Source organism: Myxococcus sp. SDU36, from assembly GCF_030168875.1.
Classification (GTDB): domain Bacteria; phylum Myxococcota; class Myxococcia; order Myxococcales; family Myxococcaceae; genus Myxococcus; species Myxococcus vastator.
On record NZ_CP077414.1, the window covers coordinates 1,332,522 to 1,356,344 of the forward strand.

Genomic DNA, 23,823 nt, shown 5'->3' on the forward strand with positions numbered 1-23,823 from the left:
TCAGTCCTCGATGATCCGCGGGAACAGCAAGAAGCCTACGCCCCAATAAATCAGATTGAATCCGCCCAAAAGCCCCAACCATGAGCCAAACTGATTCATGGGGTCTCCCTGGAGTACGAGCGTGGTCGCCTTGGCCGCGGAGAGGAGGGCGGGGATGACCAGCGGGAACAATAGCAAAGGCAGGAGCACATCCCGTGCCCGGGCATTGCTCGAAATCGCAGCGTAGACGGTCCCCGGGGCGCTCAGGGCCAGGCTGCCGAGCAGGAGGATGAGCCCCAGGTCCACCACGCTGGTGACGATGCGCACCCCGTACAGGGCCACCATGACGGGCACCAGCAGGACGCCCAGGGCCGTCAGCAGCAGGGTGTTGCCCAGGGCCTTGGACAGGAAGATGGCGCGGGCGTCGCCGGGCGCCAGCCGGATGCCGTCCATGCACGCGTTCTCCGACTCGACGCGGAAGGACTCGCCCAGGGCGAGCACGCTGGCGAAGAGGATGGCCAGCCAGAAGTAGCCGCCGGCGTTCTTCTCCAGCAGCTTCGTGTCGGGGCCTAGCGCGAAGGAGAACATCAGCAGCGTGGCCAGCGCGAAGAAGATGATGGCGTTGAGGCGCGCGCGGGTGCGCCACTCGATGAGCAGGTCCTTGCGCAGCAGCGCCAGGGTGGCCGTCAAGAGGCCGATGGGGCGGGGACGCGAGGCGCTCATGCCGCCACCGCCCGGCCGTCCTGCAGGTGAAGCCGCTCTTCACACAGCGTCAGGCCTTGCTCGACGAGGTGGGTGGCCAGGATGACGGTGACGCCGCTGGCCTTGAGTTGGGCGATGATGGCCTCCATGTCGCGGATGCCCGCGGGGTCCAGCTCACCGAAGGGCTCGTCGAGCAGCGCGATGGACGGCGCCTTGAGCAGCAGGCGGGCAATCGCCAGACGCTTGCGCATGCCGGCGCTGAAGCCGCGGACCGGGCTGTCGGAGCGGCGGCTGAGCCCCACCCGGGTCAGCTCCGCGTTGGCGGCGTCCGCGGGCGAAGGCAGCCCCAGGAGCCGGGCCAGCACCGTGAGGTTCTGGTGCGCGGTGAGGTCCTCATAGAGGAAGCTGGCGTGCGACAGCAGCGCCACGTCACGGCGCACCGCGTCGCGCTCCACCACCGCGTCGCGACCGAGCACCTCCACCCGGCCCGCGGTAGGGCTCAGGGCGGTGGCCAGCAGGCGCAGCAGGGTCGTCTTCCCGGAGCCGTTGTGGCCGGTGAGCAGCAGCGAGCGTCCGGCGGGGAGCGCGTACGTGAGACGCGCCAGTGCCCACCGGCGGCCATACCGCTTGCTGACGTCATGCAGGGCAAGCGCGGGGGCGGCGGAGAAGGGAGGCATCGGCGGGGGCGTTCGTATCCGGAAACCAGAACGTCCACCAGTGAAACCCAAGGTGGTGGCCTGGACGGAGAAAGGGCGAGCCCGGGAGGAGGAAAGGTTTTCCTCCCCATGTGGTCGCAGGTGCCCGCCGGGGGCCTCCAGGGTTCCACGGAGGGGAACGTCCACTGCTCACCAGGCGAGCCGTTCGGCCGGACGGCCCACTCGACTGCCCGGTCCGGGGTGCCCAACCTCCTGGCACCTCCCCTGCAACGGTGCGCGGGCATGCGAGGCGGACGCAGCCGATCCGCGCGGAGGGCGTGAATGGCGACGGGCAAGGTGTTGCGAAGAGCGGTCAAGGCGGCGGCGGCGGGGATGATCCACTACAGCGGGATGCGGCGGGCGATGGCCGCGTATCGGCGCTCCCAGTCCGGCGGGAGGCGCATCCTCATCGTCAGCTACCACCGCGTGGTGAGCGACTTCACCGGGGAGCTGCAGCGCTCGATTCCCGGGCTGCTCATCTCCCAGGAGACGTTCCGCCGGCATCTGGAGGAGGCGCACGCGGCGGGCTTCGAGCTGGCCTCCATCGGTGACGCGGTGGACGTCATGCATGGCCGCCGGGTGGCGAAGAAGGACCTGTGTGTCGTGACGTTCGACGATGGTTACCGGGACGTCTACCGGCACGCCTATCCGGTGCTCAAGGAGATGGGCGTTCCGGCCATCACCTATCTGCCCACGGCGTTCATCAACACCGACAAGCGCTTCAACCATGACCGGCTGTTCCACCTGCTTCGCCGGGTCCAGGAGCGCCGCTTCCGGCCGTTCTACGACTCGCTGCCCGCGCCCGCGCTGCAACTGCTGGGGCCCATCCTCTCCGGACAGAAGACGGTGTCGGCGTCGCTGGACGACTTCATCGGCGAGCACCCCACGCGCGTGCTGACGGACATCATCGACGCGCTGGAGCAGCAGCTCGGCGGCGGCGCGGACCTGGTGCCGGAGCAGGGCGACGTCATGAACTGGGACGAGGTGCGCCGCATGGCGCGCGACGGCTTCGAGTTCGGCGCGCACACGCTGGGCCACACGGTGCTGACGCTGGAGCCGCAGGAGGTCGTGGAGCGCGAAATCCTGGAGTCCAAGCGCGCCATCGAGCGCGAGGTGGGCATCATCGTGCGCGACTTCGCCTACTGCAACGGCTGGTACTCGGACGAGGTCATCCGCGTGCTGTCGGCCAACGGCTTCCGTTCCGGTGTCACCACGGAGGACATGCCCAACCGCATTGGCGGTGACCCGTTCACCCTCAAGCGCAAGGTGCTGTGGGAGAACTTCAGCCTGGGCATGCTCGGTGACTACTCGTCGGCGCTCACCGGCTGCCAACTGGATGACTGCTTCGGGGTGCTGGGCATGAGCAGCCCGGTGCCGGGGAAGCGCCCCCATTTCATCAGTGCCCCCGCCGGGGGAAACCAGTTGAGCAGTGCCCCGGCGCGGGTGAGCCCCAACCCAGCGAACAGCAACGAAATCGTGGTGGGTCCGGAGACCGCCACGACCCTCCAGGAGGCTCCGTGAGCGGAAGTTCCACATCGGCCGCGTCCGGGGGCTCGTTCCTCGGGCGCGCCGGCCCCTTGGTGTTGGCCCGGCTGTTCACCGCCGGGCTGACGCTGTCCATTCCCCTCGTGCTCGCCCGGGTGCTGAACCTGGACGACTACGGGACGTACTACCAGCTGTTCCTCATCGCCACGACGCTCTACTACGTCCTGCCGTTCGGCGTGGTGCAGAGCCTCTACTACTTCCTGCCGCGCACGGACGCGAAGCGGCCCTTCCTGGGACAGACGCTGCTGTTCATGTCAGCCATGGGCCTGGTGGGCGCGGGCGCGGTGTGGGCGCTGCTCGGGTATGTGGCGGGTTGGTTCTCCAACCCCGCGCTGGCCGAGTACCGCCTGCCGCTGGCCGCGTACACCGCGTTCCTGCTGGGGAGCTTCCCGCTGGAGGTGTCCCTCACCTCGCAGGGCCGCACGAAGGCGTCCGCGGTCGTGTACCTGGTGTCAGACGCGGTGCGGGCCTCGGTGATGGTGGTGCCGCCGCTCCTGGGCGCCTCGCTCTACGGAATGATGATGGCGGTGGCGGCCTTCGCGGCGCTTCGCTACCTGGCGACGTGGGTGGTGTCACTGCGCGGTGCCGCCGGGCCCTTGGTGGATGGCCAGCGCTTCCGCGAGCAACTGACCTACGCGGCGCCGTTCGGCGCGGCCATGCTGTTGGCCATTCCCCAACAGAACGCGCACCTGTACGCGGTGGCGGGCGCGGTGGCGCCGGCGCTGTACGCGCTCTACCGCGTCGGCTGCTTCCAGTTGCCGGTGGTGGACCTGCTGTACACGCCCACCAGCGAGGTGCTGATGGTGCGGCTGGGCGAGCTGGAGCGCGAGGGCCGTCTGGAGGAAGGCGTGGAGGCCTTCCGTGAAGCGGCCGGGAAGCTGGCCTACTTCTTCCTGCCCTTCGCCGCGTTCCTCTTCTCGGCGGCGCCGGAGTTCATCGGGGCGATGTTCGGTGAGAAGTTCCTGCCCGCGGTGCCCGTCTTCCGCATCAGCGTGCTGGGCGTGGTGCTCTCCATCCTCCCCATGGACGGGACGCTGCGCGCCCGGGGGCAGACGCGGGCCATCTTCGCGTCCTACGCGGTGAAGGCGGCGGTGACGGTGCCGCTGGTGTGGCTGGGTGTGAAGCACTTCGGGCTGATGGGCGGCATCGGCTCGTGGGCGGTGGCGGAGGTGGTGGGCAAGGCCATGCTGCTGGCCCGGGTGCCCGCGGCGCTGTCCACGCCGTCGCGGAAGCTGAGTGTGGCGGACGTGATTCCCTGGCCGTCGCTGGGCAAGGCGACGCTGGCGGCGTGCGCGGCGGCGGCGGCGGTGTTCGTCCTGCGGGCCGGTGCCCACGGGACCTGGGCGCACCTGCCCACGGGCTTCTTGTGGCGCGTGCTGCCACTGGCGGTGGCCGGGACGCTGTTCTTCACCGGATACCTGGTGGTGCTGCACTTCACGGGGGTGAGACCGCTCAGCCTGATCGCGGGGCTGCGGGCGCGAAGGGCGGGGTAGCGCACTTCCCTCCCCGCGGGGTGGTACCTAGTTTGGTGCGGGTCGGAACATGGGGATTGGGAGGCGTGATGGGTGTCGACGCGATGACGTTCTACCGGCTCGCGCGCGGGCTGAAGAAGCGGGGTGTTCCCCTGCTGCCAGCCGTGCTGCGCAAGGCCATCTACTATCTGCACAGCTCGCACATCCCCGAGGACGCGGAGATTGGCGAAGGGACGCAGTTGGGCTACGGCGGCATCGGCGTGGTCATCCACAGGGCCGCGCGGATTGGACGCCACTGTCTCATCTCGCAGCAGGTGACCATTGGCGGGCGTTCGGGCATCGAGGGCGCCCCCGTCATCGGTGACTACGTGCGCATGGGCGCGGGCGCGAAGATCCTGGGCAACATCCACATCGGTGACTTCGCCGTCATTGGCGCCAACGCGGTGGTGGTGAAGGACGTGGCGCCGGGAACGGTGGTCGCAGGGGTGCCCGCGAGGGTCATCCGGCAGGACCCGGATCCGATAGGGACGTACCAGCGGGAGATGGGGCAGGAGCCTCCCCGCGTGCCACTGGTGTCGGTGCCGTCGTCTTCCACGCTGCGCCAGTAGTCCGCGGGAGCCACATCAATGCGCGTGCTGCTCGTTGGGGACTATCCGCCGCCGCATGGCGGCGTCGCGGTTCATGTTCAACAGCTTCATGGCTCCCTGCGCGGCCGCGGGGTCGACGTGAAGGTGCTCGATATCGGGAAGGGTGGCCGGCCGGCTCCGGACGTCATCCCGGCTCGCGGCGCCGCTCCGTTCGCCCTGCGGCTCGCGCGGCACGTTGCCACCGGGTGGACGATTCACCTCCACACCAGTGGCAACAACCCGAAGTCCTGGGTGCTGGCGGGGATGGTGGGGGGCCTGCCCGGGCCGAAGTCTCCCCGGGTCATCACGCTCCACTCTGGATTGCTGCCGGACTACCTCGCCGCGTCCAGCACGCGGCGGAACCTCGCGCGCGTGGCGCTGGCGGGCTACGCGCGGGTGGTCGCCGTGTCCGAAGCGGTGAGGTCCGCGCTGGTGGGTTGCGGCGTGCCCGGGGAGAAGATTGACGTGCTCCCGGCCTTCTGCGCCTCGCAGGTGCGGCCGGGGCCCGTTCCATCAACGGTGGAGGCCGCGCGCTCCCGGCGGCGGGTGCTGCTGTCCATGGCGCACCATCCATCGCCCGTCTACGGACGCACGCTGATGTTCCGGGCCTTGCGCGAGCTGGCGCGGACGTGGCCGGACGTGGGGCTGGCGCTCTTCGGTCCGGGCCTGGAGTCCGAGGCGTTCATCCGCGACGTCCGTGAGGCGCACGTGGCGGGCCATCTGGAGGTGCTGGGGGAGCTCGAGCACTCCGCCGCGCTGGGGCTCATCGCGCGCAGCGACGCCTTCGTGCGGCCCACCACGCATGACGGAGACTCCCTCTCCGTGAGGGAGGCGCTGACGCTGGGCGTGCCCTGCGTGGCCAGTGATGTCTGTGTCCGGCCCGAGCCCACCCGCGTGTTCGCCGCGGGCAATGCCGGGGAGCTGGCGCGGGTGATTCGCGAGGCCGTGGCGGCAGGGCCCATGCATGTGCCCCAGGTGGATGCGGGGCCGGAGCTGCTCTCGTTGTACGGGGAGCTGTCCTCCAACAACGCTTTGAAGTCGTCACACGAACAAGGTTCAGGCCTGGGGGAGACGAGACATGCGGCGCAGTGATGAGCTGGACCTCGCGCGCAGGGCATTGCGCGGACGTGACCTGGTGGTGTTCTCCAACGACTGGGATGGGGATCCGCTGTCGAAGGTCCACATCATGCGGATTCTCTCCCGGGAGAACCGCGTCCTCTGGGTGAACAGCATCGGCAACCGCGCGCCGAAGGCCAACGCGCATGACGTGAAGCGCATCTTCGACAAGCTGGGCCGCTTCACCGAAGGCGTCCGCGAGGTGGAGCCCAACATCCACGTCCTGTCGCCGCTGGCCATTCCCTTCTACGGCTCGGAGCTGGTGCGTGGCGCCAACCGGCGGTTGCTGCGGCTCCAGGTGCTGCGGGCGATGAAGCAGCTGGGCTTCCAGAAGCCCATCTCCTGGAGCTTCCTGCCCGCGTCCGCGCCGGTGTCCGGAACGCTGGGCGAGGAGTTCGTCATCTACCACTGCGTGGACGAGTTCTCCGCCTTCAGCGACACCAACGGCCGCCACATCGCGGAGCTGGAGGAGCGGCTGCTCAAGCGCGCCGACCTCTGCATCACCTCCGCGGAGCGGCTGCGTGAGAACAAGGCCCGCGTCAATCCGCGCACGGTGCTGGTGCGGCATGGCACCGACTTCACCCACTTCGTGAAGGCGTGTGAGCCGGCCACGACGATTCCCGCGGACATCGCCCGCCTGCCCAAGCCCATCATCGGCTTCTTCGGGCTGGTGGCGGACTGGGTGGACCAGGAGGCCCTAATCGCCACGGCCCGCGCCCACCCGGAGGGCTCGGTGGTCATCATCGGCAAGACGACGCCGGACTGTGACGACTCCGCGCTGCGCGCCGAGCCGAACATTTACATGCTGGGCCGCAAGCCGTACGCGGACCTGCCCGGCTACAGCAAGGCGTTCGACGTGGCGCTGATGCCGTTCAAGGTCAGCGAGCTGACGCTCAACGCCAACCCGCTCAAGGTGCGTGAGTACCTGGCGTCCGGCCTGCCCGTGGTGTCCACGGACCTGCCGGAGGTGCGCAAGGTGGGGCTCTGCAAGATTGCGAAGGACACCGAGGACTTCGTGCGCAAGGTGGACGAGTGCCTGGCGGACAAGCCCGGTCCGAACCGCGAGCGCGCCGAGCGCATCTTCAACGAGAGCTGGGACGCGCGCGTGGATGAGATTCGCCACCATGTCGGCGCGGCGCTCATGGCGGACGGCAAGGAGCTCTGACGTTCCTAGGGGCGGGCTTCGCGGCCCGCCAGCGCCCGCTCCAGGTGGGCGTAGCGGCGGGCCACCCGCGCGTAGTCCGCCGGTGCCACGGTGGGCTGCGCGTGGGTCCGCGTGAGGTCGGCCTTCGCCTCCAGGTACTCGGTGGCCTGGACGCCTCCGTCCTGTTCCATCAGGCGCGCGGCGTCCGCGTCCGACAGGCTCAGGGGGATGCCCAGGCGCTCCTGCAGCTGCTGGCGCAGGGCCTGGTCCAGCTCCGGCAGCAGCTCCTTCTCCACCTTCGCGCGGCGCATGAGCCAGCCCATGCTGCGCACGTACTCCAGCGCGGACCGGTGCCGCTCCACGCGCAGCGGGCGCGGGGCGCCGAAGCGTGTGCCTCGCGACACGACGTAGAGCAGGCCCACCGCCAGCACCTGCGCCGCGAAGACCCAGATGCCGCGGGAGAAGGGGGGCGGCGGCGCGAGTTGGTGGTGGTACTCGTCGAACAGCAGGGGCCCGCGGGCGGCCAGCGCTTCCCAGAAGCGCAGGTTGTCCAGCAGCTCCAGGCGCCGGTTCTCCAGCAGGTCCGAGCCGGCCAGCACGTACACCTCGCCCTTGCCCACGGCCCTGCGCCACACCGCCACCGCGCCGCCCAGTCCGGCGACGGGCACGGCGTCTTCGTGGTCCATGCGCAGGCCCCGGTCCTGGGAGACTCGAAGCCGGGAGAGTCCGTGCAGGGGGCCCACGGGCAGCCACACATCCACGGTGGTCCCCCCCACGTCGGACAACGTCGAATCCAGGCCGCGGCTGCTCGCGGGCAACATCAGCCCGGACTCCAGATGCAGCCACGCCTCGAGCGCGGCCTGATGTTTCCCCAGCTCGCGGGGCGACAGGTACACGAGCGTCCCGCCCTCCGTGACGAAGCGCTCCAGCTCGGTGACTTCTTCCGTCGACACGGACCTGCCCTCGGGCGCCGCCAGCACCAGGGTTCGCGTGCCAGGGGGAAGGGCTTCGAGCGGCGAAAGCTGCGTGTCCACGGCCCGGCCCCCCTCGCGGAGGTACAGATAGAGCGCGCGAGCCCCCTGCGGCGCCGTGTTCTCCACGGTGGGCACCGGCGAGTCGGGTGCGTCCGTGCGCGTGGACAGGCCCACCGCCAGGGCCAGCGCGATGAGCACTCCGAAGAAGACGACGGCCCGGGTGTTCGTCACCGCGCGCCCTCCGTGGCCAGGGTTCCGTTCAGCGACTCGACCTCGGTGACGAAGCGGGCGGCTTCTTCCTGTGCCACCGGCGCGAGCGAATAGAAGGTCCGGTCGTACCAGCCCATGAGCCGCTCCACCTCGCGCACCAGCGTCGCGGGTGCGCCGCGGCCCGGCAGCTCCGCCGCCAGCTCACGGTTCGTCCGCACACGGTCTGGCCGGGCCAGCCGTTGCTGTTCCAGTGAGGACAGCAGGCTCAGCAGTCCTTCCCGGATGGCCTCGCGCGCATCGGTGGAGAGCGCCGCTCGGGCCCTGCGCAGGTGCTCCGCCGGAGAGTCCAGGACCCACGGCTCCGCGTTCGCCGCGGAGGAGACGGAGGCCCGCTCCGCCTCGCGTCCACGCCTCGCGCGGAGCCGGAGCACGCTCCAAAGGATGAGCGCGAGCGCCAGCCCTAGCATCACCGCGCGCGTGGCCACCGCGAAGCCCTGGGCCTCTCTCGATTCGAAGAGGCCCTCCAGCCACGCAGTCACCTCCCGCATGATGCGCTTCAAGGCATCGCCGTGCCGCTGGCGTGCGCGGGCGAACTCGGGCCGGTCGAGGATGGCCTCCAGCCGCTCGGGTTCTGTCGGTGGGGGTGGGACGGCGCTAGGGCTGTTCGCCAGCGCCTGGACGTCACAGGCCTCTTTCAGGAAGCGGGCGAGCTGCTCCGCGCGCTCGGGCGGGGTGTCCCCGTCCTGGGCGGGAGGCAGCGGGATTCCGCCCAGGCGTGCTGACAGCGTGCTCACTTCATCGGCGAACCCGGCCGGGCGGTGTTCGGCCGTCTCGCGCAGGTCCAGGGCGAGGTCCTCGCGCTCGGCGCAGGGCAGGGAGGCCAGCAGCAGCAGGAGGGGCAGGCTCGGCACGGTGGAGTCCAGGGCGCGCCGTCAGACGACGGGCGTCATCGTGTTGAGCTGGTGCTCCAAATCCAGGGCTTCGCGGCGCACGCGCATGTCCAGGTAGAAGAGCGCGCAGAAGACGAAGTTGATGGGCGTGAAGAAGGACTGCGCCACCGTCTGCAGCAGCTCCACGGGCACCAGCAGCAGTTGCGGCGTGCGAGCCATGGTCCCCGGATCGAAGGGACTGCCGTAGGGCATCATCGCCAGCCACGACGGCAACCCGGAGACGAGCTGGACGGAGATGAGGATGAGGCTCACCACGGTGAAGAGAATCATCGCCCGCACCATCACCCGGCCCATGAAGCCCGGCTCCACGCGGCCCGACAGGAGCTGACCGGAGCGCCGGAAGGTCTCCCAGGCGCCCAGGTCCTCCATGGCCAGCACCGGGGGCACCAGCAGGAAGCGCAGCATGTACCAGAGCGCCGCGGCCAGCAGGCCCAGGCTCGCGAGCAACGCACCGACCACGCCCAGCACGACGGCCAGGGTGTTGGAGCCCGAGGTCACTCCGACGGCGATGCCGATGACCGCGAGGATGAGCCCGGGCAGCATGAGCGCCACCGTCACCAGCGTGGACCAGCCGAGCGACAGCAGGTACACCCCGGTCAGCGTGCCCAGCCGCGAGAAGCCCCGGCGCAGGGCCTCCGCGGGGCGGACCGGCTCTCCCAACTGGGAGGCGAGGACGTAGCGGGACGCGGCCACGGTGGCCAGCCAGTACGTCCAGACGAGGAACAGGAACAGGCCCATCCACAGCGCCATGGTGATGCTCGCTTGCGGCAGCATGACCGCCGGGTCCAACTGGGCGCGCGCCTCCGCGTTCCCCATGTAGAACAGGGGCGCCACCCGCTGGCCCATCACCAGCGTCGCCTTGGTCACGATGTAGTTCACCAGCGTGAAGCCGAAGCTCAGCACGAAGAGGGGCTTCAGGTGGGAGCGCCAGAAGGTGGCGGCACGGTCAATCATCTCCCCCATGGCGAGGGGGCGCAGCGCTGCGGCAGCGGGAGTTGAGCTCACGGGGCGCGCAGCATAGCCCGCCTGGCGCACGCGGCCAGCAGGCTCCGCGCCGCCGCCGTGGGGTCGTCGGCCTCCAGGACGGACGAGATGACCGCGAAGCCCGCCGCTTCTGGCAGCGTCACCGCGCGCGGGGGGGTGATTCCGCCCAGGGCCAGCGCGGGGCACGGCAGCGCCGCGGCCAGGGCGCTGAACCCCTCCGGCCCGAGGGAAGGCCGCGTGTCCCCTGGCTTGGAGCCGGGCGCGAACACCGGGCTCACCAGGGCGAGGTCCGCGCCTCGGGCCACATGGGCCTCCGCCACGTCATGGACGGCGGCGCTGATCCACCTCCCGGCGGGGAGGTGCGGGCGGACGTCCACAGGGGAAGGGCCATGGGCGGGGAGGTGGACATGGGCGCCGACGAGCAGCGCCACGTCGACCCGCCCATTGATGAAGAGCGGGTTGCCACGCGGGAGGCACAGCGCGGCCAGCTCGCGCGCCTCTTCCAGGAAGCGACGCCCGGCGGCCTCGGGGTGGCGGTGCTGGACGGCCACCTCGGGCCCGGCGTCGAGCGCCCGGGCGAGCGCCCACCTCAGCCGTTCCGACGGCAGGCGCCAGTCGGTGATGACGACGAGCCGGGGAAGGGGGGAGGGCACCACCGTGCGCACCCGGCCGTCAGTGGTGGACGAGCCCTTCAATCGGGCTGGACGCGGAGCCGTAGGCCTTTCGCGGGATGCGGCCCGCCAGGTACGCGTCGCGGCCGGCCTCCACCGCCTTCTTCATGGCCACGGCCATGCGCACCGGGTCCTGCGCGCCGGCGATGGCGGTGTTCATCAGCACCGCCTCCACGCCCAGCTCCATGGCGATGGCCGCGTCGGACGCCGTGCCCACGCCCGCGTCCACGATGACGGGGACCTTCACCGTCTCCAGGATGAGGCGGATGTTGTGCGGATTGCGGATGCCCAGGCCGCTGCCGATGGGCGCCGCCAGCGGCATCACGGCCGCGCAGCCCGCGTCCTCCAGCTTGCGGGCGGTGATGGGGTCGTCGCTGGTGTAGGGCAGCACGGTGAAGCCCTCCTTCACCAGGATGCGGGCCGCCTTCACCGTCTCCTCCACGTCCGGGTAGAGCGTCTTCTCGTCGCCGAGCACCTCGAGCTTCACCCATTTGCTCATGCCCAGCTCCTCGGCGAGCCGGCAGGTGCGGACCGCGTCATCCGCCGTGTAGCAGAGCGCCGTGTTGGGGAGCAGGCGCAGGCGGTTGCGGTCAATCCAGCTCATCAGCGACGCATCGCCCGTGGCCTTGAGGTCCAGGCGGCGCACGGCCACGGTCACCATCTCCGTGCCGGAGGACTCGTGGCAGCGCTTCATGATGTCGTGGCTGGGGTACTTCCCCGTGCCGAGGATGAGCCGGGAGCTGAACGTCACTCCGGCGATGGTGAAAGGCTTGTCCTGGATGCTCATGTGCGGACTCCTGGCTAGCCGCCGCCGACGAAGGTGACGATTTCCACGCGGTCCCCCGCCTGGAGGTGGTGTTCGGGATGGCGCGCGCGGCGCACCACCTCCGCGTTCACTTCCACGGCGACACCGGGGCCGCCCACTTGAAGCGACTCCAGCAGCGCCGAAAGGGTGGTGCCCTCCGGCACCTCGCGCGTCTCTCCGTTGACCCAGACCTGCATGGCCTCACGGCTCCTTGCGACGACGGGGACCTGGGCACGCACTACAAGGGTGACTCCGCGCTGTCAACGCGCTCGCCGGCCCGAGCGCCCGCAGCCGTCACCGGTATACTCGGGGGGCATGCCACACGCCCCATGAAGAGACTTCTCGCGAGCGCATCCTTCTTCGTCTGCGTGGCCATGGCGTGCACGCTGGACGTCACCGACTTCACGGGCCAGACGTGCGAGGACGCACAGGATTGCCCACCGCCGTACGTCTGTGTCGCGGCGAGGCCAGGGGAGGGGCGCACCTGTGAAGTGCTGGGACTGCCGGGGGCCCCGGACGGCGGGGACGCGGGGCCCGTGCCCACGTGGTGCGAAGACATCCAGCCCATCATGGCGGCGAGCTGCGTGGGCTCGTGCCACGGCGCCGATACGAGCAGCAGCAGGGTGACGTCATTCCGCCTGGACTACTTCGCGCCCGAGGATGGAGGCGTCCCAGGCGCGCAGGCGATGGCGGCGCGAATCCAGGCGCGAGCCTACGTGTTCCAGGACATGCCACCTCCGGGGAGTCCGGTGCCCATGCCGACGGCACAGGAGCGCGAGCGCATCGCGCGGTGGGCGCGGGAGGGCGCGCCGCTGTGCGCTGACGCTGGCACCGAAGCGCTGCTCGGTGACGGTGGCGTGGACGGCGGCCCTTAGCCGGTCGCGCGGCTGTGCCCGGTATCTCCATTCTCCTCCCTTGTTCCCTGGTAGGGCAGGCAGGCGGCCAGGCGGCCCGTGGTCCGCTGCGTGCCCCTAAGGCCTCCGTGTAATCCGGACAACCCCTGTTCAAGGGCGGGGGGAGCACCCATTTTCTGCCCAACGCCGGGGGAAACGCTCTCTCGGCCGCAAGTGAGTGAGGGGGAAACCTTCTCCCATTTCCACGTGAAAGGAGCAGGAACAAATGCGCAAGCTCATGATGGCGGTCACTGCGGTTGCGGGTATGTCGCTGGTCGTCACTGGCTGCAGCAAGCGCGACAACGTCGAGTCGCAGCGCCAGGACGTCGCCGAGGCTCGGATGGAGGCCCAGCAGGAGACGGCGGAGATCCGTCAGGACGCGCGGGAGGACATCGCCAGCACGCAAACGGAGGCCCAGGAGGACATCGCTGGGACACAGCGTGAGGCCGCGGAAGAGGTCGCCAGCGCGCGGCAGGACGTACAGGAGGAGCGCGAGGACCTGGCCGAGGCCGAGGCTGAACGCCGGGCGGACCTGAATGACGACCTGGCCCTGGGTGGCTCCGGCGTGGCGGGTGCTGCCGCGAGCAGCGTCAGCGGCCGCGTGCTCTCCACCGGCGGCGATGAGCTGACCGTGGTCGATACCAGCAACAACAAGCAGCTCGAGCTGAAGACGAACGACCAGACGCGCATCCTGCACAACAACCAGCCGCTGAAGCTGGATGACATCGAGGAGGGGGCCCAGGTCCGCGCCTCGTATGTGCAGGACGGCGAGGACATGGTGGTTCGCGAGCTGACCGTGACGCAGCCGGTGCAGAAGAAGAAGTAGTCAACGCATCGAGCGCACCGGGCGGCACGTTGACTCACGGACCGCTCAGAGACGGCCTCCGCTTCGGCGGGGGCCGTTTCCTTTTTTTCCCTGAATCCGTGCTGGGAGGTTGGAAGGGTGTGTCGGACGTGGGTGGTAGGAGGGATGCGTGAGGTTTTCTCACGCCTTCCCAACCCAGGGGAGGACTTCCTGCCCAGGAGGCATCACCCGAGATGTCCACTCACCCCCCAGAGCCACCCGCTTCCAAGCCCTTCATCCTCTTCACCACCGGGGCCACGGCTTATGAGTTGATCCGCTACCTCGGGGCACGGGGCTCCGGAGAGCTGCTGCTCGCCCGGCGGCACTATGCGGGCGTCCCCGGCGATCTCGTGCTCATCAAGCGCTTGCAGGATGTCGAAGACGCGCAGGGCCGCGCGCGTCTGCGGGAAGAGGTCAAGCTGCTGATGCGGCTCAGCCACCCGGCCATCGTGCAGGTGTTCCTGGTGCGGGTGCATGAAGGACTGCCCCACCTCGTCATGGAGCACGTGGACGGAAAGTCCCTGGAGACGCTCATCAGCTACGCGGCCCTGCGGCGCCGCCCCTTCTCGGAGGCGTTCGCCGCCTATGTGGGCGCGGAAGTGGCGGATGCGCTGCATCATGCCCATACGCTGGAAGACGCACGGGGCCGTCCGTTGGGCATCGTCCACCGGGACGTGTCGCCGCGGAGCCTGCGTCTGGACGCGCGGGGCCACGTGAAGCTGTCTGACTTCGCCATGGCCTGGGCGAAGCTGCCGGGGCGCCTCGTCACGGAGACCCAGGTCGTCCGGGGAGACCTGGCCTACGCCTCACCGGAAGCGCTGGAGCGAAAGCCGCTGGACGGCCGCGCGGACCTGTTCTCCCTGGGGGTGGTGCTGCTGGAGGTGCTCACCGGCCTGCACCTGTTGGACTTGGAGGACGTGGAGCGGGCCGCGCTTGCCGCGGGGCCGCTGCCTGACGCGGAGGTGCTGCTGGCGGAGGTGCCCAGCTGGCTGCCCGCGCCCTTGATGGCCGCGCGCATGGCGTGCCTGGCCCCGGCGCATGTGGAGCGCGCCACCCAGGGACTGTCCCCGGCCATGCGGGCCATCCTCGGCCGGCTCTTGCGTCGGGAGCCCTCGGAGCGCTTCCAGTCCGGGCAGGAGCTGGCGGACGCCCTGCGCGCCGTGTTGGCCGGTCAGGGGTACGCCTACGGCCCGAACGAAGCCGTGCGGGAGGCCACCCAGGTCCGCCGCGACGCCCGCTGCCGCCGGCAGACGGCGGAGGTGCTGCGCTGGGAGGACTCCGTGCGTCCGGAGGCCCCTCCGCGGTCGACGTCCGGGTCGGGGCCTTGAGGGGCGGCGGGGGCACGGTCCCCGGGGCAGGGCCTGTGTGTGGGCACTGGGACGCGGGTGGTGCTTGTTTCGCGCACGCGGGTGGGCAGACTTGCGCGCATGGGTGACGTGAAAGAGTTCCACCAGCGGTGGTGCATCGCGGACGGCCATGCGGATTCCCTCATGTGGAACCGCGACCTGTGTGCACGTTCTGAAGAGGGCCACGTGGACTTCCCCCGCCTGCGGGAGGCGGGGGTGAAGCTGCAGTGCTTCACCATCGTCACCCGGGGCTTTCCCTTCATCGGAGGCTTCCCCGTGTTCGCCGCGTGGCGCGGGTGGCCCCGGGACGCCCGGGCAAGCGAGTGGACCCGGGCGCTCTGGCAGATTGAGCAGATGGCGTCCTTCTGTGAGCGCTCAGGGGACGCCGCCCGCATCACCACCACTGGCGCCATGTTGGAGGACAACCTCGCCCAGGGGCGGCTGTCCGCGGTGCTGGGCGTGGAAGGGGGGCACGCCATTGAAGGCCAGGTGGCGCGCCTTGCGGAGCTCCACCAGCGTGGGGTGCGCTTCATGGGCCTCACCCACCTGTCCAACAACGACCTGGGAGGCTCTTCCTTTCCGATGATGGGCAACCTGGGCCTGACGCCGCTGGGGCAGGAGGTCATGGAGGAGATGGCCCGGCTGGGCATGAGCGTGGATGTGGCGCATGCCTCGGAGTCCACCCTCAAGGACCTCTTCACCCACCCCTCGGTCCGGTTCTTCTGCTCGCACACGGGCGTTCGCGCGGCGGGCGGCGGCTGGCGCAACCTCTCCGACGAAGCCCTGCGCTTCATCGCGGACCGGGGCGGGGTGGTGGGCATCATCTTCGCCCCCGTCTATCTGGGCGGTGACACCGTGGATGACGTGGTCCGGCACATCGAGCACGCCGTGGACGTCATGGGGGAGGGCGGGGTGGGGCTGGGCTCCGACTACGACGGCATGGTGCCGCTTCCCCGTGGCATGAAGGATGTCACCGGGTTGCCTTTGCTCACCGAGGCGCTGCTGCGCCGCCATCCACCGTCCTGGGTGGAACGCGTCATGGGTGGAAACTTCCGCCGTTTCTTCCAGGAGACACTGGGTGGTTGACCGGCGCCGGGACGCTCGAAATATTGGCTGATGCCCATGAACCGCTCACTTCTCGCACTCGTCCCGTTGGTTGGCTCTCTGCTCCTCGCTGGTTGTGGCCCGAGCGCGGGAGGCGACTGCGACGGGGGCGGCTTCGTCTGTCAGGAGCGGGTGCTGGCGCTGGAGTGCCGGGGTGGCGCCTGGCATGAGTTGCCCTGCCGGGGCCCGCTGGGCTGCCGTGAGACGTCGGAGTCCGTGCGGTGTGATACGTCCAACAACGTCGCGGGGGACGCCTGCGCCTCCAGCGCCGAGGGCACGGGGCTGTGCCGCGCGGACGGCCAGGCCGTATTGGAATGCCGTCAGGGCGTGTTGACGGAGACGGCCACCTGCTCCGCCTGCACCGTGGAGAACAGCCAGGTGACGTGCCAGCCCTGAGGTGGGTGCTGAGCGGGGTGTCAGGCCACTCGCCTCGAATCGTGTGGTAGGCTCGGAGCGCCGCTCGCGGGACTCCGATGCGACTTCCGATTCAAGCCTTTGGAGCCTGACCCGCGGTCGTTTCACTCTTCCCCGAGCGGCGCTTCCTTTCCCAAGCCCGGGTGCCCGGGGAGGACGTGCACACGATGGCCGCACTGGCGGAAGTCCGCGGCGAGCAGGTCGCCCGCGAAGACCTGGTGATGTTCGTCAACGCCTGCTTCTCCTGCACGGGGCAGCGGGAGTTCTACGGCGACGCGCGTGGCCAGTCCGTCTCCATCGAGTTCCTGCACCAGTACATCCTGGGCAACTACCGCCGGCTCTACGCGCGGACGCTCGCCGCGGGCATCAACCACTTCAATCAGGCGCAGATCATCCTCAACCTGCTCGCCAGTGGCAGCCCGGCGGATGCCCGGGACAAGGCGGAGGAGGGCGCGCTCATCGCCGCCGCGCTGCGCGCCCTGCCGCCCCAGCGGGCCTTCCGTGTCCTGGAGTCCCTGCGCGGCCGGCGCATCAACAACCGCCGGGCGCGCGCCATTGCCCGGGACTACGTGCACGGTCGCGCCAACCTGGCCTTTGACGCGGTGAAGTACCGCTCCAAGCTGCGCGCCGCCGTGTCCCACGGGCACCTGAAGCTGGAGGGGGAGCTGGGGCCGTTCCTCTTCCGCGGCTGGAAGAAGCGCTCCTTCACCCAGCCCTTGCTTGAGACCTTTCGCCGCGCGCACTACACCCAGGAGGCCCTCTACGAGCTGCCTTACACGGTGGCGGAGGGCCTGGCGGTGAAGCACGGCATCTCCCGCGAGGTGTTCCTCCAGCGCATCGAGCCGCGCCTCACGGCGGCGGAGCGCCTGCGCCTGCAGGAGTCCGCGGCGCGCGGGCGCGGGACGCCTCCCCCGGTGGACCTGGGGCGGGCCTCCCTGACGAAGCTGGCGCTGTATGTCCTGGCCCTGTCGCCGGAGGTTCGCCGGGAGCGCCACGCGGAGCTGCACGCCGCGCTGGAGCAGGCCGCGGCCCGCGTTCTGCGCCGGGCCCCGTCGCCGTTGCAGCGGGTGGCCGCGATTCTGGACAACAGCTATTCGTCGTCCGGGTCGCTGGAGAAGCGTCGTCGTCCTCTGGGTGTGGCGCTGGCCACGCACTACCTGCTGTCCGCTGCCGCACGGGAGTACCGCGCGTGGTGGACGTGCCCGGTGGAGGAGCCGCTGCTCGTCAGTGCACGAGGGCAGACGGACATCGCCACGCCGCTGCTGGAAGCGTTGGCCTGGGGCGCCGACCTGGTGGTCATCGTCTCCGATGGCTATGACAATGACCCGCCCAGGGCGGTGGCCGAGCTGACGCGCGTGTTCCGCTCGAAGCTCGACCCCAAGCACCGCACGGCGCTGGTCCACATCAATCCGGTGTTCGACTCAGAGGGGTATGCCCCCCGTTCCTTCGGTGCGGCCGTGCCCACGGTGGGCGTCCGGGACGCGGAGGATGTGCCCACGGTGCTGGGCTTCGCGCGCTTCGCGGAGGGGGCGGCGTCGCTCTCCGAGCTGGAGGCCTACCTCGCGTCGCGCGTGGGCGCGATGTTGCAGCGGGACGCCGGGGGGCGGCAGGGCCACGACGAGGGGCGCCGTCAGGATGCGCCGCTGGCGGAGGAGGCCGAATCATGACGGACGTACGGCTCATTCAACGGCTGGAGCCCGCGGGCCTGCGGTTGGCGCCCTCGCAAGTCTGGGGTGGCATCCGGTTGGTGCCCGTCTTGAGGGACGAGGTGCGTGGCGACCTCCGCATGTCCTTGCGGACGTACGACGAAGTGGCCGCGGTCGTCTCGGTGAAGGGTGGGCTGAAGGAGCCTGGCCTCAAGTACATCTCGTATGTCCCTCACGGCCTGGTCATGACGTGGGGAAACCGCCAGGCGGAAGCTGTCTATGGAACGCAGTTGCAAGCCGTGGACGGGAAGCGCCTGAAGGCCGGCCCCTTCTCCATCCGGCTGCTGCACCGGATGGTGCACCGTGAGGACCGCCGCCAGCTGCGGCTGCTCCCGTTGCATCTGGCGATGGAGGGCTTCCTGTCCTTGCAGTTCGGCGGGCCGGAGATTGCCTGGGCCGAGTATTCACGCGAGGGCCTCGCGCGAGGCCTGAACCCTCGCATCGAGGGTTCGGTCCCCGGGTGGGCTTCGCCGATGTTGGATGGGGCGCTGCGCACCTTCGAAATCCATCCGCGGCAGGTGGGCCTGCTGCTGTTCAACGCGGACGTGTTGTTGTCGGCCTTCGTCGTCGCGCACCCGGACGACTACCGCGCGCTCCACAGGACCTTGGTGGAGGACTTCTACGGCGACCTGCTGCTCCAGTACGGATTCCTGGGGGACGCGCCCGAATGGGGGCTGACCCTGGATGACGCGCGGGTGTCCAGCTTGGAGGCCTTGCGCAACGAGGTGCACCGGATGCGCCAGGACTGGGCCGACTTCCACGGGTTCATGGCCGGGAGCCTCTTCGGCGCCAACATGACGTCCACCCGTGTCTACAAGGCGGGTGGTTTTCTCCTCCAGCGCTTCCATAGCTCGCTGGACCCGGCGGAGGAGAACCACATCGGCGAGGCCATCGTCGGTCCGGACGGCACCCTGGAGTACCTCAAGACATATCGCCTGTCGGCGGCCCAGACGCGCCGGGCCTACCTCTTGTCGCAGCTTGCCCTGTGCGACTGGCATCTGGAGGTCACGGCGGAGCGCCTGCGCACCACGGCCAGCGACCTGGCCCTCCGCCTGAGAAACGCCGGATTCGGCTATCTGCTCAAGGACTCCGTCCTCGAAGCCGCCCAGCGGAAGCATCGCCGCTGAGCCCTCACGCGGCGGCGTTACTCCTCGGGCTTCGCTGGTGGTGGCGGCGGCGCATATCCTGCGGCGGCCATCCGCTGCCCGCTGCGCTGATACATCTCCGCGGGCATGTCCTGGACGCCGGTTCCGTCAATCCAGCGATTGTAGAAGTTGAAGAGCGCGCACACCGTCACGGTGTCGAAGACGGCTTCGTCCGTCCACCCGGCGTCCTTCAAGCGCGCGATGTCTTCCCGTCCCACCTGCGCCGCGCGGTGGTTGAGGGTGTCCACGAAGACAAAGAGGGCCTTCTCGGCCTCGGAGATGGGGGCTGTCGCCACGTCCTCCAGGACCGCCTTCACCATGTCGGGACTACCCAGCAGTTCCGCCGCGACCGCGGCGTGAGAGCCCGTTCAAAACAAGCATTGGTTGCCGCGCGAGGTGTACGCGGCAATCAGCTCTCTCAGTCCGGGCGACAGCGGGGAAGGGCCCCGCATGACTTCATGGGTGAAGCGGGACAGGGCCTCACCCAGCCGAGGCTTGTAGGCGAACAGGTGCCAGATTTGCGGAACGGGCGAGCCCACCTCGCGGGCCATGCGAATCAGCCGGCCGTAGTGGCCATCGGCGTCGCGGTCCTCGACGTCCTTCAAATGCATGCGGTCCACGGCACCCTCGGCGGAAACGGGCTGGAACGTCCGGCCCGCATGCTCGCACGGGGCACGGCGAGCCACCAGCCTTCACTCAGGCGCTGGGCCCCTGAAGCGACGTCAGGAAGGCCTCCAGCACGGCGTTCACCCGCTCGGGCTGTTCCTGGTTGGCCAGGTGCCCCGCCTCCGGAATGACCTCCAGCTTCGCTCCGGCAATCAGTCCGGCGATTTCCTTCGCCTTGGCTGGCGGGGTGAGCGCGTCGTGCTCGCCCACCACGACCAGTGCCGGGCCCGCGTACCGCGCCAGCATGTCCTTGCTGTCCGGGCGCAGGGCCATGCCGCGCAGCGCGGCCGCGACGCTCGCGGGGGAGGCCGCGCGCATCAGTGCGGCCACTTCCTGGGCCACCGGTGAGTCCGGTCCCGCGGCCACCAGCTTGGGGAGCATGGCCTGGATGATGGGCTCCACGCCGGCCTCCAAGGCCTGCGTCGCCGAGGCCTCTCGCCGCGCCTTGCCCTCCGCGTCGTCCGCGGTGGCCTGCGTGTCCATCAACACCAGCCCGCTGACGCGGCCCGCGTCCTCGCGCAGCAGGGCCATGGCGGCGTAGCCTCCCATGGACACGCCGCCCACCACCACGGTGTCCAGCTTCAGCGCGTCCAGCAGCGCCAGCACGTCACGCGCGATGCGGGACATCTCCGTGGGGCCGTCGCCCAGCGCGCTCTCACCGAAGCCCCGGATGTCCGGGACGATGAAGCGGTAGCGCCCCGACAGCGCCTTCACCTGCTTGTCGAACGCGCTGCCGTTGAGCGGAAACGCATGCAGCAGCAGCACGGGCAGGCCCTTGCCTTCGTCCCGGTAGTGCAGGGGGACGCCATCCACGGTGACGGTCAGCATGTTTCCTCTCCTCGCGGAAATGTCAGAGCCACTCTTTGTGCTTGAACCAGAAGATCATCCCCACCGGCAGCCCCAGAATCGACGCCCACATCAAGTACCAGGCGCCGTTCGTGTAGAGCCGGTCGAAGTTCTGGCCGAAGAAGCCGACGATGCAGGACAGCGGCAGGAAGATGGTGGCGAAGATGGTGAGCTGCTTGGAGATGTCGTTCGTCTTGTTCGCCACCATGGACAGGTAGCCATCAATCACGTTGCCGATGATGTCGCGCCCGGCGTCAATCTGTTCGTACAGCCGCACCAGATGGTCGTACACGTCACGGAAGTAGAGCGTCGTCTTCTCGTGGACATGGGGGATGCCTCGCCGGGACAAGAGGCCCACCACGTCGCGCTGGGGCGACAGTACCCGCCGGAGCGTCACCAGCATCCGCTTCAGGGCGAAGATGCGTTGCAGGTGGGACTTCTCCGGCTTCTCGAAGATGGCGTCCTCCAGGTCCTCGAGCTCGTCACTGAACGCGTCGAGGATGGGGAACTGCGCGTCCACCAGCGTGTCCGCGAGCATGTAGAAGACGAAGTCCGTCCCTCGGATGAGCGTCGCCTGCGGGTCGTCCTTCACGCGGCGCAACACGGTGTCGTGGCCGGCGAAGGGGAGCTCGTGGACGCTGATGAGCCAGTCCTTCGCCAGGAAGTAGTGGTGCTCGTGCAACGTCAGCTCGCAGATGTCCTTGCCCGTGACGGTGAATCCCTGGAGGACGACGAACTGGTGGTTGGGGTATTCCTCCAGCTTGGGCCGCTGGTCCAGGTGGAGGCAGTCCTCCACGGCCAGCTTGTGCAACCCGAACCGCGCGGCCAGCCGGGCCAACACCTCCTCGGTCGGATGAAGGACGTCGATCCACTTCCGGCCCTCCTCGCCCAGCAGCTCTTCACCACCGGTGAGAAGTTGACCGTCCTTCACAAGACAGACCTGAATCATCCCGTAGCGCTCCCAAGCCAGCGGCATGGCCCGCAGGCGAGTGCTAGAACTCCCCCGCGCGGAAGTCGAGCGCTAGAGTGTGACACCCGTGTCTGAAGCCGCTGAGAACCCCCAGGCCTCGCTGTCCGCGAGACTCGAAGAAATCCTCCAGTCCCATCCGGATCCGGCGTTCGCCGGCCGCCTGCGCAAGGTGTACGTCGCCACCGCGCACGCCATCTCCCGGCTGAGCGACCTCGACCTGGTGCGGTACGAGGCGCCCGTCGTGGACTCCTCGCCGGACCTCTCCCTCTGGGAAGAGATGGCGCCAGTCATTCGCGACACGGTGATGGACGTCAACGGCCTGCTCAACGTCATCCGGGAAGAGTTCCCCGTGCAGTCCCCGGGTGGCGCGAGCCCGCAGGCCCCCGTCGGCATCCTCCAGGAGGCGATGAGCCAGATTGCCCAGGGCATCACCCAACTGGGCGAGGCCATGCGCAACCCGTCGGTGGTGAGCGACCGGTGGACGCTGCTGGCGGAAATCCAGCGCGTCCGCGCCCGGTTCCGCGAGCAGATGAGCAACCTGGTGTTCGAGTCGGCGAGCCTCCTGGGCGAGGTGACGCGGGCCCAGGTGGTGCCGGGCTACGCGGCGGAGGTGAAGGCCGCGGTGACGGTCCGCGCCATCACCGCCGACCTGGGCCGCATCCTCGCCGCGCGCCTGAAGAAGGTCCGCGATGCGGAGGCGCAGGACGTGCAGTGGAATGCCCAGCAGCTCCAGACGGAGCTGGACGCCTTCGGGCGCACGGCCGCGTACCGGAACCTGCGCGCGCAGGACAAGCGGCACGTCGTGGAGATGCGCGCCGAGGTCGGCCGCCTGTCCATCCTCCCGAACCCCTCCCGCGCGGAGCTGGTGACGGTGGTGGAGGCCCTGGACACCTTCGTCCAAGGCCTGTCCGCGGTGAACCAGCGCCAGTTGCTCATCATCCATGACCGCGAGGTGTGGGCGTCGTGCGGCGTCCGGCTGGAGCGCGCCATGTCGCTGGTGGGCTCGGACCCCGCGGGCGCGGCCCGGGCCCTGGCCGAGGCGGCCGGCAGCGGCCAGTCCCTCTACGGCCGTGCGACGGAGCTGGACGCCTTCCTGCGCAAGGCGCGCAAGCTCCAGGTGGGCCAGCTCCCGCCCGACGAGCTGCGCTCCACCATCGTCACCTTCCAAGGTCTGCTCGCCGGCCTGGACGTGATGTGATGAAGGCGCGATTCCCGCGCCCGCTTCGCGAGGCCGACCTGTCCCGCGTGGAGGGCGTCTTCTCCGACGTGGATGGCACGTTGACCACGGGCCACAAGCTGCGCTCGGGCACGGTGCGGGCGCTGGAGCGCCTGTCGTCCGCGGGCCTGCGCGTGGTGCTGGTGAGCGGCCGCCCGGCGGGCTGGGGAGAGGCCTGGGCGCGGCAGCTCCCCGTGGATGGCGTCATCGTGGAGAACGGCGGCCTGTTCTTCCTGAAGGGCGCGCACGGCCGGCTGCGGAAGGTCTACGCGGAGGCGCCGGCGGAGCGGGTGGCCAACCGGCGGCGACTCCAGTCCGAGGTGGCCCGGGTCTTCAAGCAGGTGCCTGGCGCGCGGCTGTCGATGGACAGCGCGTACACGGAAGTGGACCTGGCGGTGGACTACAACGAGGAGGCCCGCCTGGGGGCCGCGGGGGCGGACCGCATCGAGTCCCTGCTGGTGGCGCGAGGCGTGACGGCCGTGCGCTCGTCGGTCCACATCAACTGCTGGCTGGGCCGCTTCGACAAGCTGAGCGCCACGCGGCGCTTCGCGCGGGCGGCGTGGGGCGAACGGCTGGACCCGCGTGACGGCCGTTATGTATACGCGGGGGATTCTTTCAACGACGCCCCGATGTTCGCCGCCTTTGGACTGGGCGTGGGCGTGGCCAACGTGCGGGCCGTCCTGGACCGCATTGCGGCGCCACCTGCTTTCATCACCCGGGCGCCCGAGGGGCGGGGCTTCGAGGAACTGGCTCGCGCCATCCTGGCCCGGAGGGGCCGCGGCGCGGCCCGTGAGGAGTGA

26 protein-coding genes are annotated in these 23,823 nt (G+C 69.7%); 14 read left to right on the forward strand and 12 right to left on the reverse strand.

What is annotated here, in order from left to right; translation table 11 throughout:
* The gene (locus tag KGD87_RS05485) at window positions 1-702 is read right to left on the reverse strand and encodes a heme exporter protein CcmB (protein ID WP_284666467.1); all 702 of its coding nucleotides are present in this window, start codon (window positions 700-702) and stop codon (window positions 1-3) included.
* Complete coding sequence (gene ccmA / locus KGD87_RS05490) at window positions 699-1,358, reverse strand: heme ABC exporter ATP-binding protein CcmA (RefSeq protein ID WP_284666468.1); 660 nt, start codon at window positions 1,356-1,358, stop codon at window positions 699-701. Before ccmA ends, KGD87_RS05485 begins: the two co-directional genes overlap by 4 nt.
* 381 nt (window positions 1,359-1,739) lie before the next feature.
* On the opposite strand from ccmA, the gene exoL reads away from it, so the two are divergent.
* The 5 genes from exoL (at window position 1,740) to exoP (ending at window position 7,300) form a co-directional block, all read left to right on the forward strand.
* Window positions 1,740-2,897 (forward strand): spore coat polysaccharide deacetylase ExoL, encoded by a 1,158-nt coding sequence (gene exoL, locus KGD87_RS05495; protein ID WP_284668584.1) that lies wholly within the window; start codon window positions 1,740-1,742, stop codon window positions 2,895-2,897.
* Window positions 2,894-4,414, forward strand: coding sequence for a spore coat polysaccharide flippase ExoM (exoM, locus tag KGD87_RS05500; RefSeq protein ID WP_284666469.1), 1,521 nt, complete (start codon window positions 2,894-2,896; stop codon window positions 4,412-4,414). Before exoL ends, exoM begins: the two co-directional genes overlap by 4 nt.
* Window positions 4,415-4,482: 68 nt before the next feature.
* On the forward strand, window positions 4,483-5,001 hold the full coding sequence (locus tag KGD87_RS05505) for a serine O-acetyltransferase (protein WP_284668585.1): 519 nt from the start codon (window positions 4,483-4,485) through the stop codon (window positions 4,999-5,001).
* Between the two features lie 18 nt (window positions 5,002-5,019).
* Entirely contained in the window at window positions 5,020-6,111 is a 1,092-nt protein-coding gene (gene exoO / locus KGD87_RS05510) for a spore coat polysaccharide biosynthesis glycosyltransferase ExoO (protein WP_284666470.1), read from the forward strand.
* Window positions 6,098-7,300, forward strand: a complete 1,203-nt coding sequence (exoP, locus tag KGD87_RS05515) for a spore coat polysaccharide biosynthesis glycosyltransferase ExoP (RefSeq protein WP_284666471.1) — start codon at window positions 6,098-6,100, stop codon at window positions 7,298-7,300. Before exoO ends, exoP begins: the two co-directional genes overlap by 14 nt.
* 5 nt (window positions 7,301-7,305) lie before the next feature.
* Here the strand turns inward: exoP and KGD87_RS05520 are convergent, their stop codons facing one another.
* The 6 genes from KGD87_RS05520 to thiS are packed head-to-tail and all read right to left on the reverse strand — an operon-like array spanning window position 7,306 to window position 12,070.
* Window positions 7,306-8,484: a DUF4350 domain-containing protein gene (locus KGD87_RS05520; protein WP_284666472.1), complete on the reverse strand. Its 1,179-nt coding sequence runs from the start codon at window positions 8,482-8,484 to the stop codon at window positions 7,306-7,308.
* Window positions 8,481-9,374 carry a DUF4129 domain-containing protein gene (locus KGD87_RS05525; RefSeq protein WP_284666473.1) on the reverse strand — a complete coding sequence of 298 codons (894 nt, stop codon included), beginning with the start codon at window positions 9,372-9,374 and terminating at the stop codon, window positions 8,481-8,483. Before KGD87_RS05525 ends, KGD87_RS05520 begins: the two co-directional genes overlap by 4 nt.
* A gap of 21 nt (window positions 9,375-9,395) precedes the next feature.
* Entirely contained in the window at window positions 9,396-10,367 is a 972-nt protein-coding gene (locus KGD87_RS05530) for a hypothetical protein (RefSeq protein WP_284666474.1), read from the reverse strand.
* A 47-nt stretch (window positions 10,368-10,414) separates the two neighbouring features.
* Complete coding sequence (locus tag KGD87_RS05535) at window positions 10,415-11,053, reverse strand: thiamine phosphate synthase (protein ID WP_350101529.1); 639 nt, start codon at window positions 11,051-11,053, stop codon at window positions 10,415-10,417.
* A 16-nt stretch (window positions 11,054-11,069) separates the two neighbouring features.
* Window positions 11,070-11,855 (reverse strand): thiazole synthase, encoded by a 786-nt coding sequence (locus KGD87_RS05540; RefSeq protein ID WP_163787016.1) that lies wholly within the window; start codon window positions 11,853-11,855, stop codon window positions 11,070-11,072.
* A 14-nt stretch (window positions 11,856-11,869) separates the two neighbouring features.
* On the reverse strand, window positions 11,870-12,070 hold the full coding sequence (gene thiS / locus KGD87_RS05545) for a sulfur carrier protein ThiS (protein WP_140791124.1): 201 nt from the start codon (window positions 12,068-12,070) through the stop codon (window positions 11,870-11,872).
* Between the two features lie 132 nt (window positions 12,071-12,202).
* Between thiS and KGD87_RS05550 the strand changes: the two genes are divergently transcribed.
* The 7 genes from KGD87_RS05550 (at window position 12,203) to KGD87_RS05580 (ending at window position 19,307) form a co-directional block, all read left to right on the forward strand.
* The gene (locus KGD87_RS05550; protein WP_284666476.1) at window positions 12,203-12,748 is read left to right on the forward strand and encodes a hypothetical protein; all 546 of its coding nucleotides are present in this window, start codon (window positions 12,203-12,205) and stop codon (window positions 12,746-12,748) included.
* Between the two features lie 244 nt (window positions 12,749-12,992).
* Window positions 12,993-13,592: a hypothetical protein gene (locus KGD87_RS05555; RefSeq protein WP_284666477.1), complete on the forward strand. Its 600-nt coding sequence runs from the start codon at window positions 12,993-12,995 to the stop codon at window positions 13,590-13,592.
* A 212-nt stretch (window positions 13,593-13,804) separates the two neighbouring features.
* Entirely contained in the window at window positions 13,805-14,938 is a 1,134-nt protein-coding gene (locus tag KGD87_RS05560) for a serine/threonine-protein kinase (RefSeq protein ID WP_284666478.1), read from the forward strand.
* A gap of 99 nt (window positions 14,939-15,037) precedes the next feature.
* Window positions 15,038-16,042: a dipeptidase gene (locus KGD87_RS05565; RefSeq protein ID WP_284666479.1), complete on the forward strand. Its 1,005-nt coding sequence runs from the start codon at window positions 15,038-15,040 to the stop codon at window positions 16,040-16,042.
* A gap of 36 nt (window positions 16,043-16,078) precedes the next feature.
* Window positions 16,079-16,456, forward strand: a complete 378-nt coding sequence (locus KGD87_RS05570; protein WP_284666480.1) for a hypothetical protein — start codon at window positions 16,079-16,081, stop codon at window positions 16,454-16,456.
* A gap of 185 nt (window positions 16,457-16,641) precedes the next feature.
* Window positions 16,642-18,141, forward strand: a complete 1,500-nt coding sequence (locus KGD87_RS05575; protein ID WP_284666481.1) for a hypothetical protein — start codon at window positions 16,642-16,644, stop codon at window positions 18,139-18,141.
* Entirely contained in the window at window positions 18,138-19,307 is a 1,170-nt protein-coding gene (locus KGD87_RS05580; protein WP_284666482.1) for an ARPP-2 domain-containing protein, read from the forward strand. The genes KGD87_RS05575 and KGD87_RS05580 overlap by 4 nt, the downstream gene beginning before the upstream one ends.
* A gap of 17 nt (window positions 19,308-19,324) precedes the next feature.
* Here the strand turns inward: KGD87_RS05580 and KGD87_RS05585 are convergent, their stop codons facing one another.
* From KGD87_RS05585 to KGD87_RS05600, 4 genes are all read right to left on the reverse strand, one after another.
* On the reverse strand, window positions 19,325-19,645 hold the full coding sequence (locus KGD87_RS05585; RefSeq protein ID WP_284666483.1) for a carboxymuconolactone decarboxylase family protein: 321 nt from the start codon (window positions 19,643-19,645) through the stop codon (window positions 19,325-19,327).
* Window positions 19,646-19,693: 48 nt separating this feature from the next.
* Window positions 19,694-19,936: a carboxymuconolactone decarboxylase family protein gene (locus tag KGD87_RS05590; RefSeq protein WP_240358618.1), complete on the reverse strand. Its 243-nt coding sequence runs from the start codon at window positions 19,934-19,936 to the stop codon at window positions 19,694-19,696.
* A gap of 85 nt (window positions 19,937-20,021) precedes the next feature.
* Window positions 20,022-20,819: an alpha/beta fold hydrolase gene (locus tag KGD87_RS05595; RefSeq protein WP_284666484.1), complete on the reverse strand. Its 798-nt coding sequence runs from the start codon at window positions 20,817-20,819 to the stop codon at window positions 20,022-20,024.
* A 22-nt stretch (window positions 20,820-20,841) separates the two neighbouring features.
* Complete coding sequence (locus tag KGD87_RS05600) at window positions 20,842-21,813, reverse strand: magnesium transporter CorA family protein (protein WP_284666485.1); 972 nt, start codon at window positions 21,811-21,813, stop codon at window positions 20,842-20,844.
* A gap of 52 nt (window positions 21,814-21,865) precedes the next feature.
* Between KGD87_RS05600 and KGD87_RS05605 the strand changes: the two genes are divergently transcribed.
* Together KGD87_RS05605 and KGD87_RS05610 are read left to right on the forward strand one after the other, a co-directional pair.
* Complete coding sequence (locus tag KGD87_RS05605; RefSeq protein WP_284666486.1) at window positions 21,866-23,005, forward strand: hypothetical protein; 1,140 nt, start codon at window positions 21,866-21,868, stop codon at window positions 23,003-23,005.
* A complete protein-coding gene (locus tag KGD87_RS05610) occupies window positions 23,005-23,823 on the forward strand; it encodes an HAD-IIB family hydrolase (RefSeq protein ID WP_284666487.1) in 819 nt (272 codons plus the stop codon). The genes KGD87_RS05605 and KGD87_RS05610 overlap by 1 nt, the downstream gene beginning before the upstream one ends.